The 23398-nt window shown below is 61.4% G+C and carries 16 protein-coding genes and 1 pseudogene; 15 read left to right on the top strand and 2 right to left on the bottom strand.

The window, feature by feature from the left end:
- Positions 1-363, top strand: a 363-nt coding sequence (locus IC66_RS48030) for a hypothetical protein (protein ID WP_210161489.1), incomplete at its 5' end; no start/stop codon positions are given.
- Positions 364-769: 406 nt separating this feature from the next.
- Here IC66_RS48030 and IC66_RS0138430 read toward each other — a convergent pair.
- Positions 770-991, bottom strand: a complete 222-nt coding sequence (locus IC66_RS0138430) for a hypothetical protein (protein WP_028143557.1) — start codon at positions 989-991, stop codon at positions 770-772.
- Positions 992-1323: 332 nt separating this feature from the next.
- Between IC66_RS0138430 and IC66_RS44255 the strand changes: the two are divergent.
- The 5 genes and pseudogenes from IC66_RS44255 to IC66_RS0138410 form a co-directional block, all read left to right on the top strand.
- Positions 1324-1523 (top strand): annotated as a pseudogene (locus IC66_RS44255) (transposase); the annotation flags it as partial.
- Positions 1524-2107: 584 nt separating this feature from the next.
- The gene (locus IC66_RS0138425) at positions 2108-2419 is read left to right on the top strand and encodes a hypothetical protein (protein WP_028143556.1); all 312 of its coding nucleotides are present in this window, start codon (positions 2108-2110) and stop codon (positions 2417-2419) included.
- On the top strand, positions 2419-2907 hold the full coding sequence (locus tag IC66_RS46790; RefSeq protein ID WP_028143555.1) for a hypothetical protein: 489 nt from the start codon (positions 2419-2421) through the stop codon (positions 2905-2907). Before IC66_RS0138425 ends, IC66_RS46790 begins: the two co-directional genes overlap by 1 nt.
- Before the next feature lie 4 nt (positions 2908-2911).
- Positions 2912-3460 (top strand): Mov34/MPN/PAD-1 family protein, encoded by a 549-nt coding sequence (locus IC66_RS0138415; protein ID WP_028143554.1) that lies wholly within the window; start codon positions 2912-2914, stop codon positions 3458-3460.
- Positions 3461-3558: 98 nt separating this feature from the next.
- Positions 3559-5025 carry a ThiF family adenylyltransferase gene (locus IC66_RS0138410; RefSeq protein ID WP_157158173.1) on the top strand — a complete coding sequence of 489 codons (1467 nt, stop codon included), beginning with the start codon at positions 3559-3561 and terminating at the stop codon, positions 5023-5025.
- Positions 5026-5618: 593 nt separating this feature from the next.
- On the opposite strand, the gene IC66_RS46785 is transcribed toward IC66_RS0138410, so the two are convergent.
- The gene (locus IC66_RS46785; RefSeq protein ID WP_154694114.1) at positions 5619-5900 is read right to left on the bottom strand and encodes a hypothetical protein; all 282 of its coding nucleotides are present in this window, start codon (positions 5898-5900) and stop codon (positions 5619-5621) included.
- Here IC66_RS46785 and IC66_RS49305 point away from each other — a divergent pair.
- The 9 genes from IC66_RS49305 to IC66_RS42900 form a co-directional block, all read left to right on the top strand.
- Entirely contained in the window at positions 5809-6102 is a 294-nt protein-coding gene (locus IC66_RS49305) for an Ig-like domain-containing protein (protein ID WP_223153741.1), read from the top strand. The two genes, IC66_RS46785 and IC66_RS49305, sit on opposite strands and share 92 nt — an antisense overlap.
- Complete coding sequence (locus IC66_RS46780) at positions 6029-6277, top strand: hypothetical protein (RefSeq protein ID WP_131233136.1); 249 nt, start codon at positions 6029-6031, stop codon at positions 6275-6277. The genes IC66_RS49305 and IC66_RS46780 overlap by 74 nt, the downstream gene beginning before the upstream one ends.
- Positions 6278-6624: 347 nt before the next feature.
- Complete coding sequence (locus tag IC66_RS0138395) at positions 6625-7524, top strand: trypsin-like serine peptidase (protein WP_049806740.1); 900 nt, start codon at positions 6625-6627, stop codon at positions 7522-7524.
- Complete coding sequence (locus tag IC66_RS0138390) at positions 7521-7796, top strand: carboxypeptidase-like regulatory domain-containing protein (protein WP_157158172.1); 276 nt, start codon at positions 7521-7523, stop codon at positions 7794-7796. The genes IC66_RS0138395 and IC66_RS0138390 overlap by 4 nt, the downstream gene beginning before the upstream one ends.
- 25 nt (positions 7797-7821) lie before the next feature.
- The gene (locus tag IC66_RS0138385; protein WP_080588718.1) at positions 7822-8982 is read left to right on the top strand and encodes a trypsin-like serine peptidase; all 1161 of its coding nucleotides are present in this window, start codon (positions 7822-7824) and stop codon (positions 8980-8982) included.
- Position 8983: 1 nt separating this feature from the next.
- Positions 8984-11083: a trypsin-like serine peptidase gene (locus IC66_RS0138380; protein ID WP_038951083.1), complete on the top strand. Its 2100-nt coding sequence runs from the start codon at positions 8984-8986 to the stop codon at positions 11081-11083.
- 38 nt (positions 11084-11121) lie between these two features.
- On the top strand, positions 11122-14484 hold the full coding sequence (locus IC66_RS0138375) for a hypothetical protein (protein ID WP_038951082.1): 3363 nt from the start codon (positions 11122-11124) through the stop codon (positions 14482-14484).
- A gap of 197 nt (positions 14485-14681) precedes the next feature.
- Complete coding sequence (locus tag IC66_RS0138370) at positions 14682-16820, top strand: OmpA family protein (RefSeq protein ID WP_028160480.1); 2139 nt, start codon at positions 14682-14684, stop codon at positions 16818-16820.
- Positions 16814-23398: hypothetical protein (locus IC66_RS42900; RefSeq protein ID WP_157158171.1), on the top strand; the 6585-nt coding region annotated here is incomplete at its 3' end. The genes IC66_RS0138370 and IC66_RS42900, both read left to right, overlap by 7 nt.

Raw genomic sequence — 23398 nt, 5'->3', positions numbered from 1 at the left:
CCTCGCGGGCCGTTCCACATATGGGGGCAAGGTCAAAGGTCACTGAGCAGCTCTTTGGCTTTGGCAAGCTGGGTTCCGCGGATCACTCCCCGGCTTTTTTGGGGGATGAAGCTGCGTTTGTCGCTTATTGCCGCCCAGACAGTGACAGACCTCTCCGTCCCAGCTCGGTTTTTCGATCCGGAAAAAACCTCCAGGCCGGGGCCGGTCCACTCCGGCGCGTCGAAGTTCCGCGCGGCGCCGAGTGCGTCCAGCGGATTGGGTTCCGTATTCTTCCGGCGTGTTTCCCTCCGAGCGCAGGTTGTTGCCGAAGTCTGCGAGCTGGGTTTACAGTCTCCCCGTGTGCCGTTTGCACATGATATTTGAGATTTCGGCATCTGCGATTCACATATGTACTCGCGGGTCACTGCAGTTCAGTCAATCTTGAGAACTCATTTTGTAACGCATTTGGAACGACATGTGGTGTAAAGCAATAGTCTCAGCTTACGTTCGCTTAAGGAACCAGCAGGCGCTTGAAGATATGAGGGGCCTTCGGCGCGAATTGCTCGAGTCCGCGTCCGGCTCCGCAAGCAAGCACGTTCACGCAGATCTCCGATTGATCAAGGATGGGTTGGAACAGCTCCGCCGTCGCAAACTTTGAGGCCGGCACCGAATTCGCTGCCGCGGCCCTGCCGCTCCGGCATTGAGCGCCGTGATCGCTTGCTCCAACGCGCGCTTAGCGCCGATGTACAGATCCAACAGGTCGGTGGGGCGATGCCGTTGATGTTGCATATCAGCGCTCCTTTTGAGCGTGCTCGGCCTCGACCGCGCGGAGCAAGGCGGCAAGACAGGGATATTCCACGCCATCGCGCGCGTAGCGGTTGACGCGCTCGACATATCGGGCCGATCCGTCGGACTTGCCGCGCCAGCTGAACAGCAGCACGGCGCTGTTGTGCTGGCGCAGAACGTGGCCGGCGCCACTACCGAAATACTTGCTCATGGCGTGGCGCTTCATGGCCGGCCTCCAGCTTCCCCAGCTCCGACTCGTCCATTCCCGGATGAGCGTCCCGGACCGGGACGTTCCTATTGTAGGCGAAGAGGGATTCGGCGGGGGTGAACAGCTTCACACTTCTTGGTTTTCAGGCGGGTTGAATAGGCTGACCGCTGCACAGTTCGGGAGCCTTCCATGGAAACAGAGCTCACCGTCCAGCATGCCCCGCTGCCCGGGCCTCGGGAGCGCGAGCTCCGGGCTGCGCAGTACGTCCGGATGTCGACGGATCGGCAGCGAGAACTCTAGCCAAAAATGGTCCAGTTTGCCGGCCTCAGATATCAGAAGAAGGAGGACAGATGAAGCGAGCAAGGTTCACGGAAGAGCAGGTTATCGCGGTATTAAAGGACCATAGGCTGGGGCGAAGACAGCCGACCTGGCTCGCAAGCAGGGTGTTTCCGAGGCGACGATCTACAATTGGCAGGCCAAATTCGGCGGCATGGAGGTTTCCGAGGCGAAGCGGCTGAGGGCCTTGGAAGAGGCAGGTTGCGCAACAAAGTAAACAGCTGCTCGCGCACAGTCATCGCGTGATCTTCTCACATATTTATGGGGGGCGCTGGCAAACCACTGAAATGGTTCCGGTACCAGGCATTCGCGCTAGCTCACATTGAAAGCATTGAGCCCAACCATACGGGCGACTTGAAACGGATTGAATTACGGCTACGCTCTTAGGTGGCGCGTTTAATATTGTGCACTTCCCTACAGAAGTGTTCCGGGTTTGTCGATATCTTGTACGCGGCGATCGCAGAGTTTTCCTCCGAATGACCCGACTTCTTTGCATCGCTCGGCGAATAGCTTGCCGACGTATGTCCCGCTGGGACGGCTGACAAGGCCTGATGCGAACGTTCAGCACGAACTGCACCGTTGCCTGCAGAGAATGCGCGCTTGCAAGGCACAGGTGCGAGATTGTCCGCGACGAAGCTGCGATCGAATGGCCGTCGTTAGCGACGTCTTGCGGCTTGAAAACAACACCCCGCGCCCTTGTTCGTCGTGACTCCGTGTGAAAACGCAAAAAGCCGGCGCCGCCGCTGCTCTAGTCTGAGGGGCTCAGCTAATTAGCTGATTTTGGAAGGAGCCGAGCAGATGGCTGAAGTTGCCGATGAGAATGAAGTTGTTGATTTTGCGAAAGAAACGCGTGTCGTGGTGTTGAACACGAAGACAAACCGCGACGTGACCTTTAAGGTTTCGTGGGCGACCACGCTGCAGGCTGTATGGGACGCTTCTTACGGCAAGTTTAATCCGGCGGAGCACAAGGACGCTGACGACAAGTTCCAGTGCCAACACGCCGGCGCCGACCTGACGCCCTATCTCGGGCTCACGCTGCGGCAGGCCCAAGAGCAGCATATCTGTCCGGCACGCAAGTATCAGATCGTCGGTGGCACCGGCGGGGCGTGATGGCCAATGCCAACGAGACACCTGTCCCAGATCCTGCTCGTGGCGGCGAGGCGCTCGAGCGGGATCTTCCTCTCGCTCTGAAGGGACGGACTTTGGAAGAGGCCGGCTGGTGCAGAATCGACGCCTTAACCCTGTGCGTGCCGCTCTGGAGCCCGAGTGCCGACTTCTTCCTGCTGCGACTTCAATTTCACTGCTATCCCGAATGGCCACCGAGCGCGCAATTCGTGAACCCGATTACGAAGGACTACAAGCTGGGCGACGATGATCGGTGGCTTCCCAACATCGAGGCGCCGCACCTTAGGGTGCATCCAAATTACAACGACCAAAAGCGGCAGCTCATCTGCAACTCCACGACGCTGGAGTTCTACGACTTGCGCCACTCGGTAGAGGCGCGGCATGTCTGGGACCCTGAGCGCCACAATTTCAACCACACCTTGTTCACCATCACCGAGGCCATGCGGCTCTACTACAGGGGCCGTCAGGGGTAACCGCATGAGCAATTTCGATCAGGACGACCAGATACGCCGATCGCCGCCGCAGCAGCCCTATCAAGCCAATTCCGCTATCCTCTACGCGCCCAAGAATGCCCTCGAACAAACGGTCGGGGTGCTGCAAGGGGCCGGGCGCGTCGAGACGTGCTGCTTCTGGTACGGTCGCGATCTGCCTGGAGGGTGCGGGCGCGTGGAAGCCGTTGTTGTGCCCCCACAGCGCGGCACGTGGGGCAATTACGACGTCACCGGCGAGGCAATGGCGGCGGTGTCGGCGGCCACCCGAGCAAAGCGCTGGGTCGCGCTCGCTCAGGTGCATTCGCATCCGGGCGACTGGGTCGAGCATTCCCGATACGACGACGCCCGTGCGATAAGTCGAGGGGTCTTGTCGGTGGTCTTTCCGCGGTACGGTCACTGGACCGGTCCATGGCCGCATCGGGCCGGCATCCATGAATTCCAGATCAACTACTGGCACCTTCTTTCGATCGCCGACGCGGCCCGCCGTCTCGTTCTCGAAGGTGCCGGTACGGTTTCTTTTCTGGATTTGCGCTGATGTCTGGCCCTCTTCTCGGCGATAGGCATTTGCGGCCGGACCCTTCCGGTGCCCTTCGACCTATCGATCAGGCCCGCAAAGGTTTGGTGAGAGTCACGGTGCCCGCCGCGATCGCGTCCACGTTCGCCGGGCAGCACATGATCTGGACTCTGACGAACCAACTGGTCCGGCAAGACCAGCTTGTCGAGGGCATCGCGTTGTCAGTGCCGGAGACCCGCCTTCTCGACGGCGTCGTACCGTACGCCAAGCCTGGAAGTCTCGGTGAGTCTCTTTTGGCATGGGCGAAGGAAGCCGTAGGCGATCGTGTCCGCGTTGAGCTCGATATCGCCGCTGATAAACGCGCAGACGTTGAGATCACGGTTGGAAATGAGGGCGCGCGATTCGCCGCGGATCGACGACTGTCGATCTTCGCAGACGGATGGAATATCTACGCGGGTCCGCTCGGATCAGCTCCTAGCGTGATACCGCGGGACAAAAATCCACTCGGCCCTGCTTTCGCGGGGTGTCTAGCTGCTGCCGAGGTTTTCAAGCACCTGCGCGGAATTAACCCCGAACGCGGTTCCTTCGTCGATCAGCTTGCGTATTCGCTCCTCGATCTGCAGACCCGATCGGGGTGGGAAGATTTGCCCTCCGCTGAGCTGCCCGAGACGTTGTCCATCGGCCAGCCCTACTTGGTCGGCGCCGGTGCGGTCGGCCAGGCTTTCGCGCTGGCCCTCGGCTCCGTGCCTGGTGTGCGGGGTCACGTGACGGCCATCGATCCGGAGGCGCTGGACGATATAACCAATCTCAACCGTTATCCGCTTGCTCGCATCGTTGACTTTAACGACGATCGATCGAAGGCTGAGATCGTTGCCCAATATCTGCGGTCCCGCGGGCTGACGGCCCACCATGTGATGAAGAAGTGGGAGGAGTTTCTGCGTCGCGTCGATCGAGGCGATCAGCTTCCGGAGCTCGCGTCCGATGAGGCAATCTTCCGGTTCGACACGATACTCTCATGTGTTGACGATACTGATGGAAACTTCGCCCGGCACGCGATCCAGAATGTATGGCCGCGCATGTTGATGGGCGGCAGCACGCACGCTACGGGTCTGCGGTCAAGCGTCTCCATCTACGACGTTCCCTCGCCGTGGATGTGCCTGAAGTGCCACAACCGGCTTCGCGATCCACGCAAAGAACTCGTTGCCCTGGTTGATGAGTTGCGCGGGTTGTCGCAGGTGCAACGGGCAGCGTGGACATCTGCTCGCGGCATGAGCGCTAACGAGGTCGAGGAGGCATTAAGCAATCCAGGGTGCGCGTCGGTCGGCATCCAGCAACTTGCCGACTACGTCAACCGGCCAGGTGACCCGCAATTCTCGGTGGGGTTCACATCCATGGCCGCGGGAATCATTCTGGCTGCCCAGCACATTAAGATGTCGATCGGAATTGCTGCTTTTCCAACCGATCGTGGTTGCTCCAATTTCTTCTATTTTCTCCATCCAAGTTCTCGCTGGTTCGTGCAAGGCGCAAATCCGAACTGCACCTGCCAGACCGAAGGCAGGTCTCGCCATCTTCGTCTGTGGCGTTGAGCGGTCCCGCCTTCGGTCTAGAAGATCGTCCGTTAGAGAAAACCAGTTGCGCGCCAGATAAACGCGAACGCTCGAGAAGAGGTCGTCCGCTGCCTGGACGACCAACCTGAGCGCCATAGCAGGGACGGTGGTCAGGCGAAGGGATGGAGTGAATCAGCGCAGTTGCGCAGCAACGCTGATCGGCCGAGCTCTGGCCGCGGCAACTTGGTCTCCTGCGGCTGATCTCTCCTTAAGAAGTGACGAATATCTGTTGCCGATTTTGCATACCAAGCCAGCATTTGCTCCGAAGGCCCGTTCTCGAACTGAGTCGCATCGGCGCGCTTGTTGGCCCATCGAAAATTCTGGACAAAATAGTGCCGCAAGCCTTTTCCGGGGGAAGTGTTACAAGCACAGATAGTCGTCGCTCTCATTCTGTTGTTCGGTTGAACACTCATGGTGTTCTGGCGCTGGCCTCATCACGACGTCTCGGATCGCCCTGAGGACTGCTTCAACGGCGAAGAGTTTGGCGTTGTTCGGGAGCTTGAGCGGACAGCGATTGATCCCCTTTAAAACTCGAGTTGCCGCGCGCTTTGAATGACGAAAGAAACGATTTGTCACCAGTGATGCGTCGCCTGGTGGGCGATCTCTTCGCCGATCTCCGCCGCCTCGAAGAACGGATTCGCGAAGTGACAAAGGAGATCGAGGCGGTCGCCGATCGAGAGGACGTCACACGCCGGCTGATGACAATCCCTGGTATCGGCGCATTGGGTGCGACCGCCGTACTTGTCGCAATAAGGATAGTGGGTGTTGTTCACCCCAACCAACCACGATCCGGTCGCAATTTCCGACAGCAATGGCGTAGCAAAAGGCAGGGTTGTTACAGCGTCGGCAGCCATTGGCGTACTCTCAAACGACAGCGACCTCGATCACGATCAACTGTCAGTCGGCTCGGTTACGGAGATGATCTTGGCGCAGGAGCAAGCCGCAAACTGGGGCAGAGGTGGACTCCTTCCGCAGTCCCAGCGTGGACACGAGTCTGGCTGGAGAGATCAGCCTCGTCAGATCCGCCGAAATGGCGTTCACGAGCGAAGGGCTTAACCTCACTACCAAACTCTCGGGCTCGAGCGGGGAAAGGCCGGACAGCCTTCTTGGATTGTCGGAAGTGAATACGGACAAACTGACTTTCGCCTTTGCCGAGCGATCGGCGACGGGAACCATTGCCCGCGCGGCGCAAACTTCGCGAGCGCTCTCTCTACTGAACAACATTCTTTAGTGGTTCGTCATTACAGTGTGTTGCGAGAAAGTCGGAGGAGGAACGCTATCAGGAATGTCGAGGTGAAGTTTCTGCCTATGCCCGCCGCCACATGCTCTCGGCAGAGTAATGCAGCTGAACTGAATGTCGTCCCTTCAGTCGCATACGTGCTCAACGGACTTTGCCCCAGTTTTCCAGCAGAAGACAGGCCACAAGCTCATCGTTCAATATGGAATAGCTCCTGACCTTAAAAGATCCCGTCGTCGATGGCGAGACGGGAACGAAGATCCGATTTTGGTTGCAGAAAATTCTGACGCAACTAGGATGTAGCCGTAATCTCTTGATTTATTTTTTGAGGAGGATTTGGCATGAATGCGTTGCCCTGGTCGTCGTCAGCGGCCTTGCCGCCCACCGAAAATCAACCCATTGCGCCCGTCATCGAAACTGCCGGCAGTGATGGCAGCGCCGAGTCCAAGGGCGAATCGCAGCAGGATCTGCTTGTCTTTGGAAAATCGGATGTCAAGATAAAACCGAAGGGCGTGCGGGTCGGCAACGAAACAGTGCTGGGCACCGACGACCGCGTCAGAATTACCAATACAAAGGCCCCGCCGTGGCGCAAGATTGCCGGGCTGAAATTGAAGCCTCGGCCGCCACAGACATCTTCGTATATCGGGACGGGGTGGTTTATCGGCCCCAAGACCCTGCTGACCGCAGGACACTGCGTCTACAGCCCGTCGGATTTCAACGGCTGGATTGGTTCGATCGAGGTCTCGCCGGGGCAGGACGCAGGCGTATCTCCCTTCAGGACCGTGACCGCAACGAAGTTCTTTGCGCTTCAGCAATGGATCAACTCGGCCGATCCCGATCATGACATCGGTTGCATTCAGCTGGCGGAGCCGCTGGGCGAGGAGGTCGGCTATTTCAAGATCGCGTCGCAGACGGATGCCGAGCTGGAGAACGCTCTCGTCAACATTTCGGGCTATCCGGGTGATCTCGACAACGGGCGAAACCAGTACTTCCACCAGAACAGGGTGCTTCGGACGTCCGCACACCGCATCTATTACGACGTCGATACGTACGGAGGCCAGAGTGGCTCGCCTGTCTGGGTCCAGGCGTCGGCGACCAGCGAAGCTGTTGCCGTTGCGGTGCACGCTTATGGAATAGGTGGCACGGCGCCCAGTCTCGGCGTGACGGCGAATTCCGGACCGCGACTTTCGCCGGAGATCGTGTTGACGGTGAAGGAGTGGTTGCAGGCCGCCTCGGCTTGACAGCTTCCGTGCCGCGCAGCCGGTGCTTCATTCATGTGACCCTCCGCGATGGGCAGCCGCTTGCCGGTGCCCGGATCGCGGTCGAGCAGGCAAGCGGTCCGGTGCCGGAACTGATGTATCAAACGGATGCGGACGGGCATGCCCAGATCGGGCTTCCAACCGGAGAGGTTCGGCTGCGCATCTTCACCGCCTCTGGCGAGAGCCGCTCCGTAGACATCAATGTCGGAGCGGAGCCGGACAAGACCTATGACGTAACAATCGATCCGCCCTGATGACGGTCCCCTGCGGAGAGACGCCATGATAAGTCGAGCCCGCTTCCCGGAGTCCACTGAGGAACGCGCCGAACGAGTCATCAAAGAGATCAAGAAGCTGGGGCTCGGACCAGCGGCGGCGCCGCGAGAAGCCGGCGGATTGGAGTCAGTCGCGCCGAAGTCACCGTCGTTGCAGGAGGTTGAGCAGCGCATCGAATGGAATCTCAAAGCGGCGTCTCCCGGCGCGACGGAGCTCGCTCGCGCGGTTGCCAACAAGACCGCACGGGAAGGACTCGACCTTGCCGCCTCGCTCGCCGGCGGTCACGTCAGCCATCGCGATCTCAACGCAGGGCAATTGGCGAATCTGGAGGCCGTGATCCAAGTCATTGGGCGGCCAGCCTGGTTCGTCGAGGGCGATGCGCCCGACACCAGTGCGGCGACTGCGAAAGACGACTTCTGGGTTGCGTATATCAATACGGCACAGAACGCGATCCTGGACATCTGCGCTCGGGTTGGCTGCATCATGGTCGGAAGCGCTGAGCCGTTCGTTCCTGTTGCGACCGGGTGGTTGATTGGCAGGAACACGCTGGTGACCAATGCGCATGTCGCCGGTGCGGTGGCCCGACAGAACGCTGCGCTGGCGGCCACCGACGTGCGCCAGGGATGGCGGTTGCGGACCGATCGGCCATGCGTCGTAGATTTCCGCTTCGAGAAGGGAGGCTCGAAGCATTCGCGGTTCGCCCTCGACGAGGTGCTTTATGTCGAGGGCGGTGACAAACCGGATCTCGCGATTTTCCGGCTGAAGCCGCCGACGGCGGACGCGGCAGGCGGCATGCCGTCACCGATCGTGATGGATCTGAAGGCGCAGTCCAACGGATGGGCGAAACGGAATGTTTTCGTCGCAGGGCACCCGATCAAGGACCTCGCGGACGATCAGAACGTATTCAAAGTTTTCGGTGAGCTCGACGGCACCAAGCGCTTTTCTCCGGGTTGCGTGCTGGAGCTTCTCGGCACGGATGTACTGGCCCACGACTGTTCGACGACCAATGGGTCCTCCGGCAGTCCGCTGGTGGATTTCGCATCGTCGAAGGTTGTGGGACTGCATTATTTTGGCCGCCCCGGAGCGCGCAACGAAGCCGTGCTCCTGTCGGCGATAGCCGATCACCCTGCGATCGTCCGAAGCCAGACGGGGGAGTGGGGTATCTAAAATGCCGACGCAGGCGATTTTACCGAAAGTCTTGAATCTCTACGCCTCGTGGGCGGTGATAACGGCGGCGGTCGACGCGATCCTGCCGCCCGACACGCAGCCGAGCGATCGCAAGAACTATATCGAGCGTCTTGCGCCACAGGATCCGGGCAACAAGGTCGTCTTGACGGAAGCGCTGGTACCGCACTTGGCCAGCCAGGGATGGCTCGAACGGTTTTGTGTCGAGCTCATCAGTCGCAGTCAGACCAATGCCGTGCTTCGCGGAATCCTCTCGGACCAGATTGCCGTGAATGCGGACGGAGTGGCCGATCAGGCTAACCTCCAGAGCCTGAACAACAAGGTTCAGCCCTTCCTGGTTTCGAAGACGTTCTTTGAAGGAATGGAGGCCGCCCGTTACCGTGTGTGTGCGATCTGGATCGACGATCCGTACGAGCCGGGCTTCAAGGGGACCGGTTTCCTCATCGGGGCAGATCTCGTTCTGACGGCGCGTCACGTCGTCGAGCGCTTCCTGGTCCCCGGCCCGGCCGGGGATGTTGCGCTGGCGGGAGCGGAGCAGAGCCTAGCTTTCGTGTTCGACTACTGGGCGCCCGTCGGCGCCTTCGCCGTCGCAGCCCCGCCGAGTGGTCTGCGCGTGGTCAGGCTCGTGACTCCTCGGGAAAATCCGCCAGCCAGCCGTTGGCTCGAATGGTCGAGCATGAAGCATCCGGATGACGGACGGACCCACCTTTTCGGCCCGCCGCCGATTGACCAGCGCCTCGACTGCGCAATCATTCGTCTGGCCGAGCGGATCGGTGCCGAATCCATCGGCGGAGGCGGAGGCAAGCTTCGCGGATGGCAGCGTTTGAGCGCCCCGGTGCGCCCGCCGCGTCCTGGCAGTGCAATAGCGCTTCTGCAGCATCCCTCCGCCGGTCCCCAGATGTTCGATAAGGGGGACTTTGTCGACAGCGATCCCGACCCCTCGACCCGATTGTTTTATTCGACCAATACGAACGGAGGCTCCTCCGGATCACCTTGCTTCGACGCAACGCCGGATATCGTCGGGTTTCACAATGCTGGACACCCGTCAGCCTATCCGAACAGGCCCACCAGTCTCTGCAATCAGGGTGTGTTGATAAATCAGGTGATCGCCCGGCTTTCGGTGGAGAAACCAGGCCTTCTGCTGGAATCATCCGCCGTTTTCGGGACCAACGACGGGCTGTGGTCGTTGTCCGATGATCGCCAGAAGCCCGAGCCTGTGCTAGGAAGGGTGGATTTCAAGGAAGCCGCATTCGCGATGTTCGATTCGCATGCGGTGCAGCGGGTTCTGGTCGTCAGCGAGCAGAACGCATCTGGTGTGCCTGGAAAGTCCGGCAAGAGCTTTTCCACCCGAATCCTGCGCGCCATTGCGCGACGTCGGCCCGCGATCGTGGTCGAATTCTCCGCCGAGGAAATGAAGGAATTTAAATCCGACAGGCCGGAGGATTTTCTCCTGGAACTCGGCCGCCGCATCGATCTCGGCGAAATGAGGGGTATGCCGGAAAAACCTACGGACGAGCGGCAACGTACCCGCTGGTGGGCAAACGATCTGCCGGCCTGGTTCGGTCGGCTGTTGGAGGATCGCGCCAAAAACGCTGGACTTACCGTGAGCGAAACCGTGATCGACAGAACGACGGGGCCGGCGGCAGGTCAGGAACTGGTATTGCGCGAACTCGTTTGGATCGTCATCGATGACATCCACAAGTCGCCGCCTGACGGAGGGCTGAAGGAACTCATCGCGGGGATGATCGGTGTCACGGACACGCAGCAGGTGTTGGGACCGGGCTTGAAATCGATGCGTTGGCTGCTAATCGGTCATATTCCCGATTTTGTGCGCGAATATACAAGTCAGTACAAGCACGATGTCGTCGCTTACGACACGATTGGCATCGAAGCCTGGAAGAGCTGCATTCGGGCAGCAGTTTCTGCCGCTGGCGCGGACGGCCGCTACAACGATGATACGGTTGCAGCGCTCTACGAATATTCGAAGGCCACGTTGCCGGATTTGGCCGATCCTGGGCTCAGGCTGAAGACGTTGGCTGGCGGTGTGGTCCCAGCGCTGAAGGCAATCAAGGTCATGCAATAGAGGTGAATGGCATGGCGGCACCGGATAGCACGTCTTCAATGGTTGACATCGTCGCGCGATTGCGAGCAGCCGGTATCGATACGGCAAAGCTCGATAGCGATTTGAGCGTGGTGCGGGACGCTGCGAATTCCGTGTCGGGCAAGACCGAGACGGCTTTCCCTGGTGACCTCGCGTCACAGCAGCTGCTGGCCGCCGCCACCCGCGGCTACTTCCTTCCCAACAGTATCGGCTTCTCGCCCGACAAGGACGAAAGTCCGGATCTTCGTGCGTTGCTTGCCCAATCCGAACTGGTGCCGCGGAGCGGGACGCCCATGTGGCAACTCAAGCCCAGCGTCCGTCGGCAGGTGCTGCTGGATGCCAACGCGTCCAACACGCTGAAGTCCGCGATCGACATACCTGCGGACAGCGACGATCTGGAGGGCGCCATGCTCCGCCGGGTCATAAAGGGTGATTTGCCCGAGCTAGACGCCGCCACGGCCTCGGAGCTCGATCAGTTGATGGTCGTGTCCGGCTGGCTCGCCGGGACCGACTTCGCGGCGGTGCCGCCAACGGCAGATGTCCGCAGGCAAATCGCCAAACGCGAATTGTTGGAGCCCTTGAGAGTCCTGGTTGGGCGGACGGAGCAGGATGGCGCGGACGGCAGCAGAGACCGCATCGTCGGCCGTGAAAAGCAGATCGAGACGCTGCGCGCATATGTTGGAATCGTGCCGCCCGAAGAGCTCAGGCAATATGCAAGTCGAGCCATTCGGAGCTTGTGGCAGAGAATAACCTTCAGCGACGCCGCCAACGAGCCGCTGATCATCAGCGGCATCGGCGGCATGGGCAAGTCAAGTCTGATCGGAAAATTCATTCTCGACCATGCCTTGTTTCCGGGCATCGATCTACCCTTCGCCTATCTCGATTTCGATCGCGCCGCGCTGGCACCGCGCCAGCCGCTGCAGATCCTCATCGACATTGCCCTCCAATTCTCCACGTGGTTTCCCGGGCTGGAAGCGCCGCTGGCCAAATTCCGAGCCGATTTGCGAGGTGCAATCGATCTGCTGGCCAACAATCCGTCGCAGCGGCTGCTCGAAGATACGACGCGATCGCAGCTCAATGCATATTGCTTCGAGCTGAGGTCGATCATCGAATCGATCAACGAGGGTCGGGCGCCGGTACTGCTCGTCTTCGACACATTCGAAGTGGTTCAGTACGACCAGCAGGCGGTGAAAGGTATCTCAGATCTAATCGCAACGCTGCGCGCACCGACGCCGCCGACGGGCGCGAGATCCGGGGGGAGCTGGGAGAATTTGCGGGTCGTTGTAGCAGGCCGCGCCGGCGCGCCGGAGATCACGACTAGTCACCCGCCCATCAAGCTCGGGCCGCTTCCACTCGCGGCCACTGTCGAACTCATCCGCCGGCGCAACCAAAGCGATGCCATCGGAATCGCGAGTTCGCAGATCACAGCTCTTGCCAAGCTGCTGCGGGGCAGTCCTCTCGATGTCGCAATCGTCATGAACTGGCTCAAGAGCAGGGACCAAGCGGAGCGTGCGTCTCTCCTGGACGAGATCATTCGGGAAGTCGAGGCATCTGACCGCGAGTCAGGGGATGCGCAGGAGTCGGCCGGAGACGATGACAGTGATGCCGGCGCAGACCTGGTGACGAGCAGGCGCATTACGGGCATCCTGATCAACCGGATGGTCAATCACATCAACGACCCGCAGGTACGGCAGCTCGCGGTGCCCGGGCTGGTCGTGCGCGCCGTCACCACCGACGTCATCCGCGAGGTTATGGCCCCGGCCAGCGGCCTCGTCGAAAAAGCCGATGCGCTGTCAACGGACGAAGCGATGGAGCTGTTGCGGCGGCTTGAATCCGAGCGCTGGCTTGTGACCCGCACCGGCGAGTGCCTGCGGCACCGAAGCGATGTAAGGCTTGCGATGCTCGACCTGATGCGCCGGCAGGATCGCCGGCGGTTCGACAACGCCAATTTGCGAGCCACGAAATTCTTCCGCGCCCGGGCCAACAGCAGCACCGACATGCGCGCGGAAGCGATCTACCATCTGCTGTTGAGCGGCGAGGAGAGAATCGAGGAGGCGGATTCCTATTGGAGGCCAGAGGTGGGAGCCCTCCTGGCCAGTGCCGTCGACGACCTGACGGGGGCGGCGCAAGTCTACCTCAAGGTCAGGCTCGGACGGGCGGTCTCTGCGGAGGCGCTCAGAACGTTGCCGCCTAGGGTGGCGTCCTCGTTGCTGGTGGCTTTCGGCAGGCGTCTTCTGCAGCGGGGAGCGGTCGTCGGGCTTTCCTCCGTGTTGGACGATCTGCAGAGGGGCGCGCACAATCCTGCGCTCGTCGGGATGGTCTGCGAAACCCAGTATCGTTCGGGGAACTGGGACGAGCTGCGGGAGTGGCTCAATCGAGGCACGACCTCCGGACCGCTGGCGCCTGCGTTCGCTGCGCTTGGCGACGGCGACTTCGATGCCGCGCGCATGGCCGATGAAGCTGCCGGCGGGCCGTTGCGCTTCTGCTTGCGTCTTGGGGCACGCGACCCGCAGGCCATTCCCGTCCTGCTGCAGTCCGGCATGGCCGACTGGAAGCTCGTATCGTTCCCGACCGGATTGGGCGATGCAGCCTGGGACTATGCAGCGTGCATCGTGCATGCGGATGACTTCGTTGCCGGCTCGGTCGTTCTGGAGCGAAAAGCTCGCATCCTCGATGCAGTCGGAGCGATGTGCAGGAGTGGACAAAAGGTGCCGGCGGCCGCGACCACGAGCGGCGCATTGCGCGTGCTCGCTTTCCATGAAACGGATACGGCGCGACCGATTTTGCGAAAGCTCGATTTCAACGCCGTTTTCTCCACGATCGGGGCGCGGATGTTGCAGGAGTTCGGAAAGTCATTTGAAGCCGTCGCTTCCCAATTGCAGCCCAATTTTCCGGAGCTAGTCTCCGGCATGAGGACCTTGCTGAAGGGCTCGTCCGCGATTCCGGGCAACGCGGTGATCGCCGACCCAAAGTTCACGCGCGAATTCGCGGGGTTGGTCGCACAGATGGCCGCATCGGGCTCGGAGGCCGCGGCGCGATGTGTCCTGAACACGCTCGCCGGGACACATCCCGATTGGATAGAGCCGGCTGGGCACGCCCTGACCAGGGCATTTCCAGGAGAGATTCCGAGCAAGCTTGGATGGTGGTCGTCGGTCGACAAATACCTGGCGAACGGCGGCCGCCAGGCCCGCAGTCGGCGGCCACTCGATGGCTACGCCATTCTTTCGCTGGCCGATGAGGCCGGCAGTTTCGTCGAAGCCTTATCTGCATATGCGGAGATCGTCGACCACCACAGCGATCGGGCGCAGGATTTCATTGCGATAGCTGCCGCATTTCAGGGATGGAGACGTTGGCTGACGTCTATGCTGTCACCGACTGCTTGAGAATTTATACTCGTTGAAAGTCATTTGCTGATGGGGCAATCTTTCTAAGGGGGTGGGGGATGAGGTACAACCGAACGAGTCGGCGGGCGCCATGCCGGCCATGCGCGGCTCTGTTGACGCTCCTTTGTCTTGCGACCGCCACTCGTGCAACGTCCGCCGCAGTCCGTGAAGACAACTGCGGTGCACACGGTACCTGCGTGAATGCGCTGTATCAGAAACTGGCGCTCATCAATGGCGGTCCTGTCGAAACCGGCGGCACTATCGTCATTCGCGAGCCTCTGATCTGCTTTCCCCGCGGTGCGAGCAGGTTGAGCGGCCATGTCTGGTCGTCCGACAAGAAGCGGCCAGCTGCCATCATTCGGGAGATCAAGGAGCTGGGGGCCCTGCTCGTCGCGGCGAATCGTGACAGTGGCAGGCCGTCGAAGTCGCGCCTGCTCGTCCGCGTTTCGGGTTTCGCCGACAGCGAGGGCGGGGACGATTCAAACCTGAAGCTTTCGTTCCAGCGCGCGCAGACGATCGCCGCACTGTTGCGACAAAGCGCGCCGGGCGTGCCGCTCGCGCTCGAGATCGAAGGACGCGGGCAGGCCAAGGCGAATTCAGGAGCAGGCGGCGCTTGTGCGGATCCTGCCAGGCCGGCCACCGAGGCTGCAGGCGAGCCGGCGCCGCAACCGTCCCATCGTCGGGTCGAGATCGAGATTCTTTCCGCGGCGCTGACGCACGCGTCGGCTCCGTCGCCCGAGTCCGACGATATGGCGCTTCGACTGTTTCCGGAAGGAAGCATGCCGTATGGTCCGTTTCGCGTCACGCTCGCGGAGGGCGACCTGAAGATTGACGCGATCAGCAAGGCGTGCCGGACACCGATCGCGGCGCCTGCGTCGGAGGCTCCCGCAAACCGCCCGCCGGCCGAATTCGAGTATCCATCGACACCTTGGGTCGAGCTCGCTCGACCTGGCGGCAGCGTCGATTCGGCGAAATACCCTCTTCACCAGTTCGAGCCGAACTTGTCCGGCTCGGTCGAGGTCGTCCCGGTTCGCCGCCTCAACGGAACGCGCACGACCGACGGGGTGCGCATCGTCCTTCGGCTCGCCAAGGCCGAGAGCACGCCATACCTGATCCCCGGATACTGGGCCGTCGCCCTGCATCTGGCGACGCTACCTCAAAAACTTACGTCTTCCGTCGGAAATCCCGCCGTGGAGAATCCGGCCACGAAGCCCTGGGAACGGATCGTCGATTGCTACGCAAGCATCGCCGCAGGACGAACGGCTTCGAAACTTGTTGACGAGAGTCACAAGCTCCTGAACGGGCAGATCGTATCTGAAGTGGTTTCGCGCCTGCCGAAGACGATCGACGGGATGATGCTACACACGCATCGGGCGGATCGAAATTTCCATTTCTTCGATCTGCACCCGGCGATGTCGCTTCGTTTCAAGTCGACCAGCGTGGATCCGGTGTCGCGCACGATGCAGCCCGGCGCGCCACTGGATCTGGCCACCCAGGCCGATCCGATTGATCCCTACGCATTGGTTCCTAGGCCGCGAAAGGTGGCCGCGCCGCGCGGGCGCGCCGCCTCTGACCTGTTTTTGGCGTACATGTTGTCGGGCAGGCTTAACCGGCCGAGCAGCCTCGGGGCGGAAAGCGCCGAGGCCGAGAGCGCCAAGGCGGAGCACGCCAATGCCGAGAACGCCAATGCCGAGAACGCCAATGCCGAGAATGCCAAGGCCGAGAGCGCCGCCGGGGCTGCAGTGGAGGCCGGTACCACACTTAAACTCGGGGCCCTCGCGTCCCATGTCGTCTTTGAGGATTTGCTCCAGCAAGGGGTTGTGCGGGTTTTTCTCCCGAGAAACTTGCGCCAGGTCCAGACCATAGCGACTATTCCGAGCCCGGCCATTTATTTCAGCAAGGCGCCTGACTCGCTCGCTCAAAATCCGGCCACGTTGATCGTGGCGGCGCAGGATCTGGCCGCGTTGGACAAGTTCACAGCCGACGCTCATACGACCGCATTCGACCGAACGGTCCTTTGCAAGCCGGAATATCAGGTTGCATGTGCGGTCGCCCTCGGTGGCCTGACCTATTCGCCGAACGTCAAGATCGAGATCGGCGGGCAGGATCGTCAGGTGCCGCTGGGAGCACGCCTTGCACATGTCCTCCCGGCGGATATTCAAAAAGGCTGCTTCGAACCGATCAAGGACGCCACCGATCAATGGCCGCCCGGTGCACGGCTCGGCAAGGCGGTGACGATTGAACTCGGTGGCCTTCCAGCCCCCCTGATTATTGACCGTAAGGATTGTCGTTTACTCGGATTGCCGTTGACCGAAGGGAGTCGCATTTCATGGTGACATTTTCCCGTTGTGGAACTTCGTCCATTTTTGCCAACGATGCTGTAAACCCCAGAATCCTGTTTCGTCCTATCAACGATGTCGCGTCGGAGCCGTCGTTGACCTTGGACGACAGCGTCGTTCGCAACGGCATCTTTTGGGTGCTGCCGTCAGCGCAACCGTTTGCCGGACTTTCGGAGATCGTTGCATGGCTCGATCATCGGGCGGCCGAGCAGGCAACAATCGGGCTCGCCCAGACAGCGGAGCGAATTGCTTTCGGTCGCGCCGGCGGCGGTGTGCCGCTGTTCGTATTGAAAGGCGGGCGCAGCGGGTCCTTTCCGCTAGGCGCTAACCAGGTCCAGCTCGAGGATCCGGCAACAGGATTGCTGGAATACGTCCTTGACCTCGACCGATCGATGCTTTCGGCCGGCCCGATCGGTCTGGTATTCACGCCCCAGGGATCCGGACATGTTTTCGGTCGACGGCGCGCACTGGACACAAGCCGCTCGCCCTTCGCCATCATGCAATTGGAGCTCGATCTCACGGACGCTTCCGCGATCGGATGTTTCCGTGGCGAGGGTCACCTCAGCTCGAGTAGCGATGTCCTGACGCCGACGTCGATCGACGAGATCGTCGGCGCGGGGCTCGTCAACCGCTTTACTTACCTGAAGCGGAACGATGGATCGCCCGCGACCTCTACGGAAGAGGCTGCCGTGCTGCACGGCGGCGAGGCCGGCACGAGAAGCGGTCGATGCGTGCTTTCGCTTGATCCGTTTGCACCGCTGGACCAGCTCCGGTCGTTTCTCCAGCCATTGCCTCGCTCCGACACCGAAGCGCTCGTCCTGGCGATCCCGACAGCGCCCGGGCACGACGTTGAAGTCGTGCCACATCCGACCCCGGCGCTGCAGCGCGGACCGGTTTTTGTATTCACGCGCCAGCCGCTGAAACTTGAAGCAGGTGCCAGTGACTACGACGACACGATGTCGTTGCGCGGGACCTTCAAGGCAAAGGTGAAGCCACCTGCGGGAGGCACCGAAGCCGGTGCGGCGCTCGACCTTGCGCTGCTCGGACTGCTGCCTGGTTTTGCGCCCAGCGAGACTTTGGGGCCTTCAGCTTCCGGAACTGAAGCGTCCGGAGATATATTCGTCACGTTCGACCTCGGCCCCGCGATTGACAAGCGCCCGCCGGAGGGGTTTGCCGAAGCCGCCGAGAGCACTGCAGCCACGAACACGCCCGCGCTCTCGGCGCAAGGTGACAGCCTCGGCGTTACGTCGTGGATGAGCGTGCACCGCGGCGATCCCTCCGGCACCATGCGAATGATCGCCGAGCCACCCAGTGGCCGCAACCTGAAGATGGATGGCGGTGTGCTCGAGCATGCGCCGCTCGAGCTGACGGTCGGGAGGCAGGACGCCGCGAATATTCCGGCGGGTTTTGTGCCTGTCCTGCCGCCGCGCGGCGTTCAGCAGGACAAGCGCAAGTCCGCTCAGGCGTTCGACATAGAAAGGCTGGCGCATGAGCGCCGCAAGCTGGCGGCCCCAAAGGGATATACTGTCACCGAGAGTTCGCCCGCGACCGAAACCGATCCGGTCATCAGCAGATCGACGACGCCGCTCGGCTTCGAGGTCGAGCGCCTGCCGGACGGGCGCATCGCGGCGATCGTCTTTGCCGTTTCGGTTGGCACCGCCAAGGGGCAGCCGGCGCAGTTTCAATTTGCCGTTCGCGGCCGGACCCCGGGCGGAGGGAAGGGGCCGGTGCTGCCGGCCGTTGCCGACGCATTGATCCGCAATCGCTTGTTCCTGGTCGCGAACAAGATGCCCGACGTGACGGCGCAAGGTGGCACCTCCCTCGAGAGCCGGTTGGCAATCGGGGGCTGGCCTTTCGATGTCGGCATTCCGGGCGCAGAAGGGCGCGCGGACCGTCAAAAACTACGCCCCGAGACGCTTTTCATCATCAAGGGATATGAAAGCAGAAGTATCATCGAACTCGCCGATGACCCGGCATCCTGGTCGGGCAGGGATCAGTTTCTGCGCCCGGGACCCGAGGGAAAAGAGGATCCGACCGCGAATGCGCGTGATATCCTTAAGGCCTTCATCAACCGTGCGAAGACAGAAGCCGCTGCCACCGACTCCGCTGCGGCCAGGCAATACCAGCTACTGCTGAGCATTCTCAACGACGGCAACTGGGCCGGCGTTCTCATCATCAATTGCGATCTGGGGCTCGGCGATCTCCCCGCGCAGGTCCAGGGTCTGCTCGGCGGCATGGATCTCGACCGGCTGCGCGGCGAGTATGTTGCAATCGAACTCAAGGGTATCGGCAATTCGGGCGGGTCCACAAAATCGCGCCTTTCCGGTCTGGTCGACTATCGGGACGACGGCTCGGCGATCAAACCTGCCCTAGCAAATGAGGAAGAGCCCGAACACGACGGTTCTTACGGCTTCAAGATCCGGCGCTTGCTCGTCAGCTTTGCGAACGGCGAAATTTCGACGTTTCAAGCCAAGATCGACTTCTACCTGGGACGTCTGTTCCATGGGTTCGGCGACATATGGGAGAAGAGAGCGAGCACGGCCTGGCAGAGAAAGCACGACTCCATTCTGTCTTTGGTCGGACGCTACGAGCGGATACGCGAAGGCGGAGCCACGCGTGAAGTATACACCTATGAGACCGACCCCGAGCAAAGCTTCAGATACGCCGCCAAAAAGGAGGGGCAGGTTGCACCTGAAGAGGGCGATGAAGATGCAATCATCCGTATAGTCGACGTCAATCGCATTGCTTATGTGACCGACGATTCGAAACCCGACGGGGCGGATGCAAGATCGGTCGTCTCCCGCTTTCTTCTGGACGGCAGGGTCAAATTTGGCTCCCTGGGCGGGCTTGATGTCATCGATATCGAGGCCCTCGATTTCAGCGACATGGGCATTGCGACGGGGTTCAGGATTCCGAACCTGCCCGGCCACGCGATTGAGCGAGCCCTGCGAATGTTCTTCAATCCGGGGCGGCTGCGCTTTCAGTTCGGCTCCGCCGCCAAGCGGCCCGGCCGCGGATTCTGGTCCTCCTTTCCATTGAAGTTCAAGGCTCTGAACCTGTTCGGGAAGGGATTGAGACTTCCCAATCTCGGCTATTTTGGATTCGGAAATTTTCCGGAGACCGACGGCTTCCGCTTTGGTCTCGAGTTCGATCTTGATCTCGGATTCCTCGGCTCGCTGGCGCCGAAGAAGGGATTCAAGCTGTCGGTGCTGTTCGGCTTCAGTGACGGAGTGAGGACGGGTGGCGGATGGGCTCCGCGCTGGGCGCTGGGCATCAAATTCCCGGAAAGCGATGGCAAGCTCGACATCGGCATCGAAGGCGTGATCAAGCTGCGGGCCGAACGGTTCAAGATTCTCGACAAGCAGTTCCGGCCGCCGGGGGGCGGCGCTTCATCGCAGATCAAGCTGCTCTATGCGATCGGCGCCCAGCTCGAAATTCTCGGATACAAGTTTCCGAAGGATGAGGCAGGCATCTCCCTGTTCCTGTTCGTGGACCCCAAAACGCTGGGGAGCGGACAGGCCGCGAGTGGCATCGGCTGGTTCGCCGCCCGCAAGCCCATCGATGGCAAGATTGGCGTGTTCGATCTGAAGGCGATTGCGCTCGGGCAGCGTGTCGATCCGCTTCCGGCGACCCAGCCTCCTCCCAGGACCACCAAGGAGGTCGTCGGTCGCTTTACGGCCCTGACATCGAAAGCGCCGTATGACCAGGATCCTGGAAACAACGAGACGGCCGCGCTGGACAAGATATCCACCGCGATCGAGAGGGACTACATCCGCTTCGACCCGTCGCGAGGCTGGTCCGTCGGCTTCTCCGCAGTATTCGCCGATCGCGTCGAGCTCGGCCTTGCGATGCGCGACGACGACATCTATGGCATTCGCTTCGGTGTCACGCTGTCGCCCGGCTCCAGCGACTATCTCTTCTCGCTGGATGTGCTGTATCGGAAGCTCAGTGAAAAGCTCGGCGTCTATTCGATCGAGATCGTCGCGCCGCCGGCCTGGCGTCAGCTGGAATTCGGCGTCGTCAGTGTCACGCTTCCAACGATCGCATTTGAGATCTATACCGACGGCGGTTTCACCGTCGATCTCGGTTATCCCTTCAACAAGGATTATGGACGCGCCTTCGGCGTACAGGTATTCCCGTTCATCGGATCTGGCGGGCTCTACTTCCGCCGCGTATCGGGGCCTGCTGCATGGTTGATCCCACAGCCTAGATTTCACCAGGGCGGCGGATCGGGCGCATTGATCGTCGATGATAGCCTTCTGACCTACAAGCCCGTCACCGAGGTCGGCATGGCGTTTCGTGTCGGCCTCGGCAAGGAGATCAACAAGGGTATCTTTCGTGCCGGGCTCTCGGTCACGGTGTTCGCCGAGATCGAGGGAGGCTATGGCGTGCTCTGGCACGATCCGGCTCGCCCGGAGGTGCGCCAGTGGACGCAGGCAGCATCCACCTTCGTCGCGATCCGCGGGCAGGTCGGCATACTCGGCGAGATATACGGCTATGTCGACTTCGGCATCGTGAAGGCCGGAGTCTCCATTCGCGTATGGGTTGCTTACGGCTTCGATATGAAAACGGACCACCGCATTCGCCTCTATATCGAGGCCGGTGTCAGCGTGCGGATTTCGGTCGTGATCGCCCGCTTCAGGGTGTTCGGCAAGACCATCGAGATCAGTCTGCATTTCAGCTTCTCGACGACCGTAGACTATTCCGTCTACGTCGGGTCGGACCGCAACACGCAGTACTACCTGTTCCAGCCGCGTGCCGGCACCGAGTCGATTGTCGTGACCGAAGCCGGCAGGCCGCTTCTGGTGTTCAAGGAGCCGCCGGCCTGGACCGAAAACATCAATCCGGCAGACTGGCGGCTCGCACCGGATCTTGGGCCATGGCGGATGCCCGTGTATCTGATGCCGGACATGACGCTCGCAGCGGCAGCCGACGCGTCCGTTCGCGCCAACGCCGTTTTTCTCGGCGTCATTCCCGATAGTACGGCCGATGGGCATCCCGTCGGCGGATCGAGCCTGGCTGTCTTGATGGCGGCCTGGACGATCGCAAACACCACGAACCGGAGCCCCGGTGTCGCCTTGCGCGATCACGAGATCACGTTCGACACGCTCGACAGAATTTCGCTTTGGGTTGCTGCGGGCGACACGATCTTCGACGGAACCGCCCACGCATCCGAGCGTCGGAAGCGCCAACCGTCTTTCCTGTTTGTCGATGCGCTGTTTCGGACCAATGTGGACGCGACGATCTCGCGTGCGCCGGACGCGGTCGATGGTGCCGCGCAAATCGGCGGCGTGTTCTTCCCGCTTCCGCCCACCGCGACGATCACCCGGAGCGGCTTTGCCGAATCGGAATGGCCGGTGACGACGCGCCTTGCCGACAAGCAGGTCGTCAACGATGCCTACCGCGAAAAGATCGACGCCGAACTCCAGCGTCAGATGGCCGCTCTTGTGCCTTCCCGAGTTGCCGAGTCGGTCGGCGCCGAGGCGGAGCCGCAGCGGCTCCCGATCGCGCAGGTCCTGTTCGAGGACTATGTCGGGTTGATCATCCGCGGCTCGATCTCGCGCCTTTGTGCCATCGCCGCGGAGAAGATCAGGACCGCAGCGCCGCGTGCGGATGGATCGCCTCATGCCTTCAGGCTGGGCGATCTGCTCGACGAACTGGAACGGGACGAGGTTCGCTCAGGCGTTCTCGCAATGGCGACGCGCCTGTTCTTGCATGGACCGCGGCTCCCCGACCCGGATTCGCCGCCCGCCGGCGTCATGCCTCCGAACCTTGCGCCCGGAATGCATCATGGTCTCTACCAGCTCGCCTGGCTGCAACATCCGCTCGGGCGCCCCGCCGTCCCGGCTGAGCGGCCGGCCTTCGTCATTGAGACGGGAGATTCGTTCCTGCGTGGCGGGGCGCTCACCTTTGCTATCGACGGCGTCGAGAGCGATGCCTTGGTCCAGTTCGCGGCCAGTGCGCACCTGTTTACCGACCTTGGCGGGCGCATCAGCGCCGCCGACAGGTTTCGAACGGTGCCGCGCGACTTCGCCGTGGGGCGCCCCCGCGTTCTCGGTGGCAACCGTGCCCATCTGGTCCCGTTCCCGGCCGAGGTCATTCGTCACCAGGCGAGGACGCGTAGCGAGGGCCTTCTCAGTCGTCCAGGCCTCCGTGCCTTCAGAATCGGCGATCGGACGCGCCCGGAAGCCGCGGCAAAAATCGGCTCGCACGCCGTCATCGCGGTGACGCTGCGGCTGCAACTGGTGAAACCGGCCCCGGGTGCTGCCGTCCTCGATCGCTTCGAGATCGCCGGTATGCCCGAAGGCGATCGCGTTTGGCTGGATGCCCTCAACCTGGAGGCCGGCGGCGCGCAACGGATCGCACGCGCCGAGTTCTACAACGTCAAGCCGGATGGGCTTGAGCCGCTGGTTGGTGCAGCGACTTCGGCCGTGGTCGTGCAGAGTGACCTGTCGGCCGAAGCAAGGCCTTTCGGAGCGACAGAGCTGGCCGCGGAAACGGCTATCTCGGAGACCTATGTGGCTTCGATCGACGAGCTTCAGGCTTTTGTCGAAATCGTGCGGCGCGCGGGCGTC

Origin of the sequence: Bradyrhizobium genomosp. III, assembly GCF_000261705.1 — a bacterium.
Taxonomy (GTDB): Bacteria; Pseudomonadota; Alphaproteobacteria; order Rhizobiales; family Xanthobacteraceae; genus Bradyrhizobium; species Bradyrhizobium ottawaense.
Note: the sequence above shows the minus strand (reverse complement) of the source record. Positions and strands in the feature narration are given on the sequence as shown.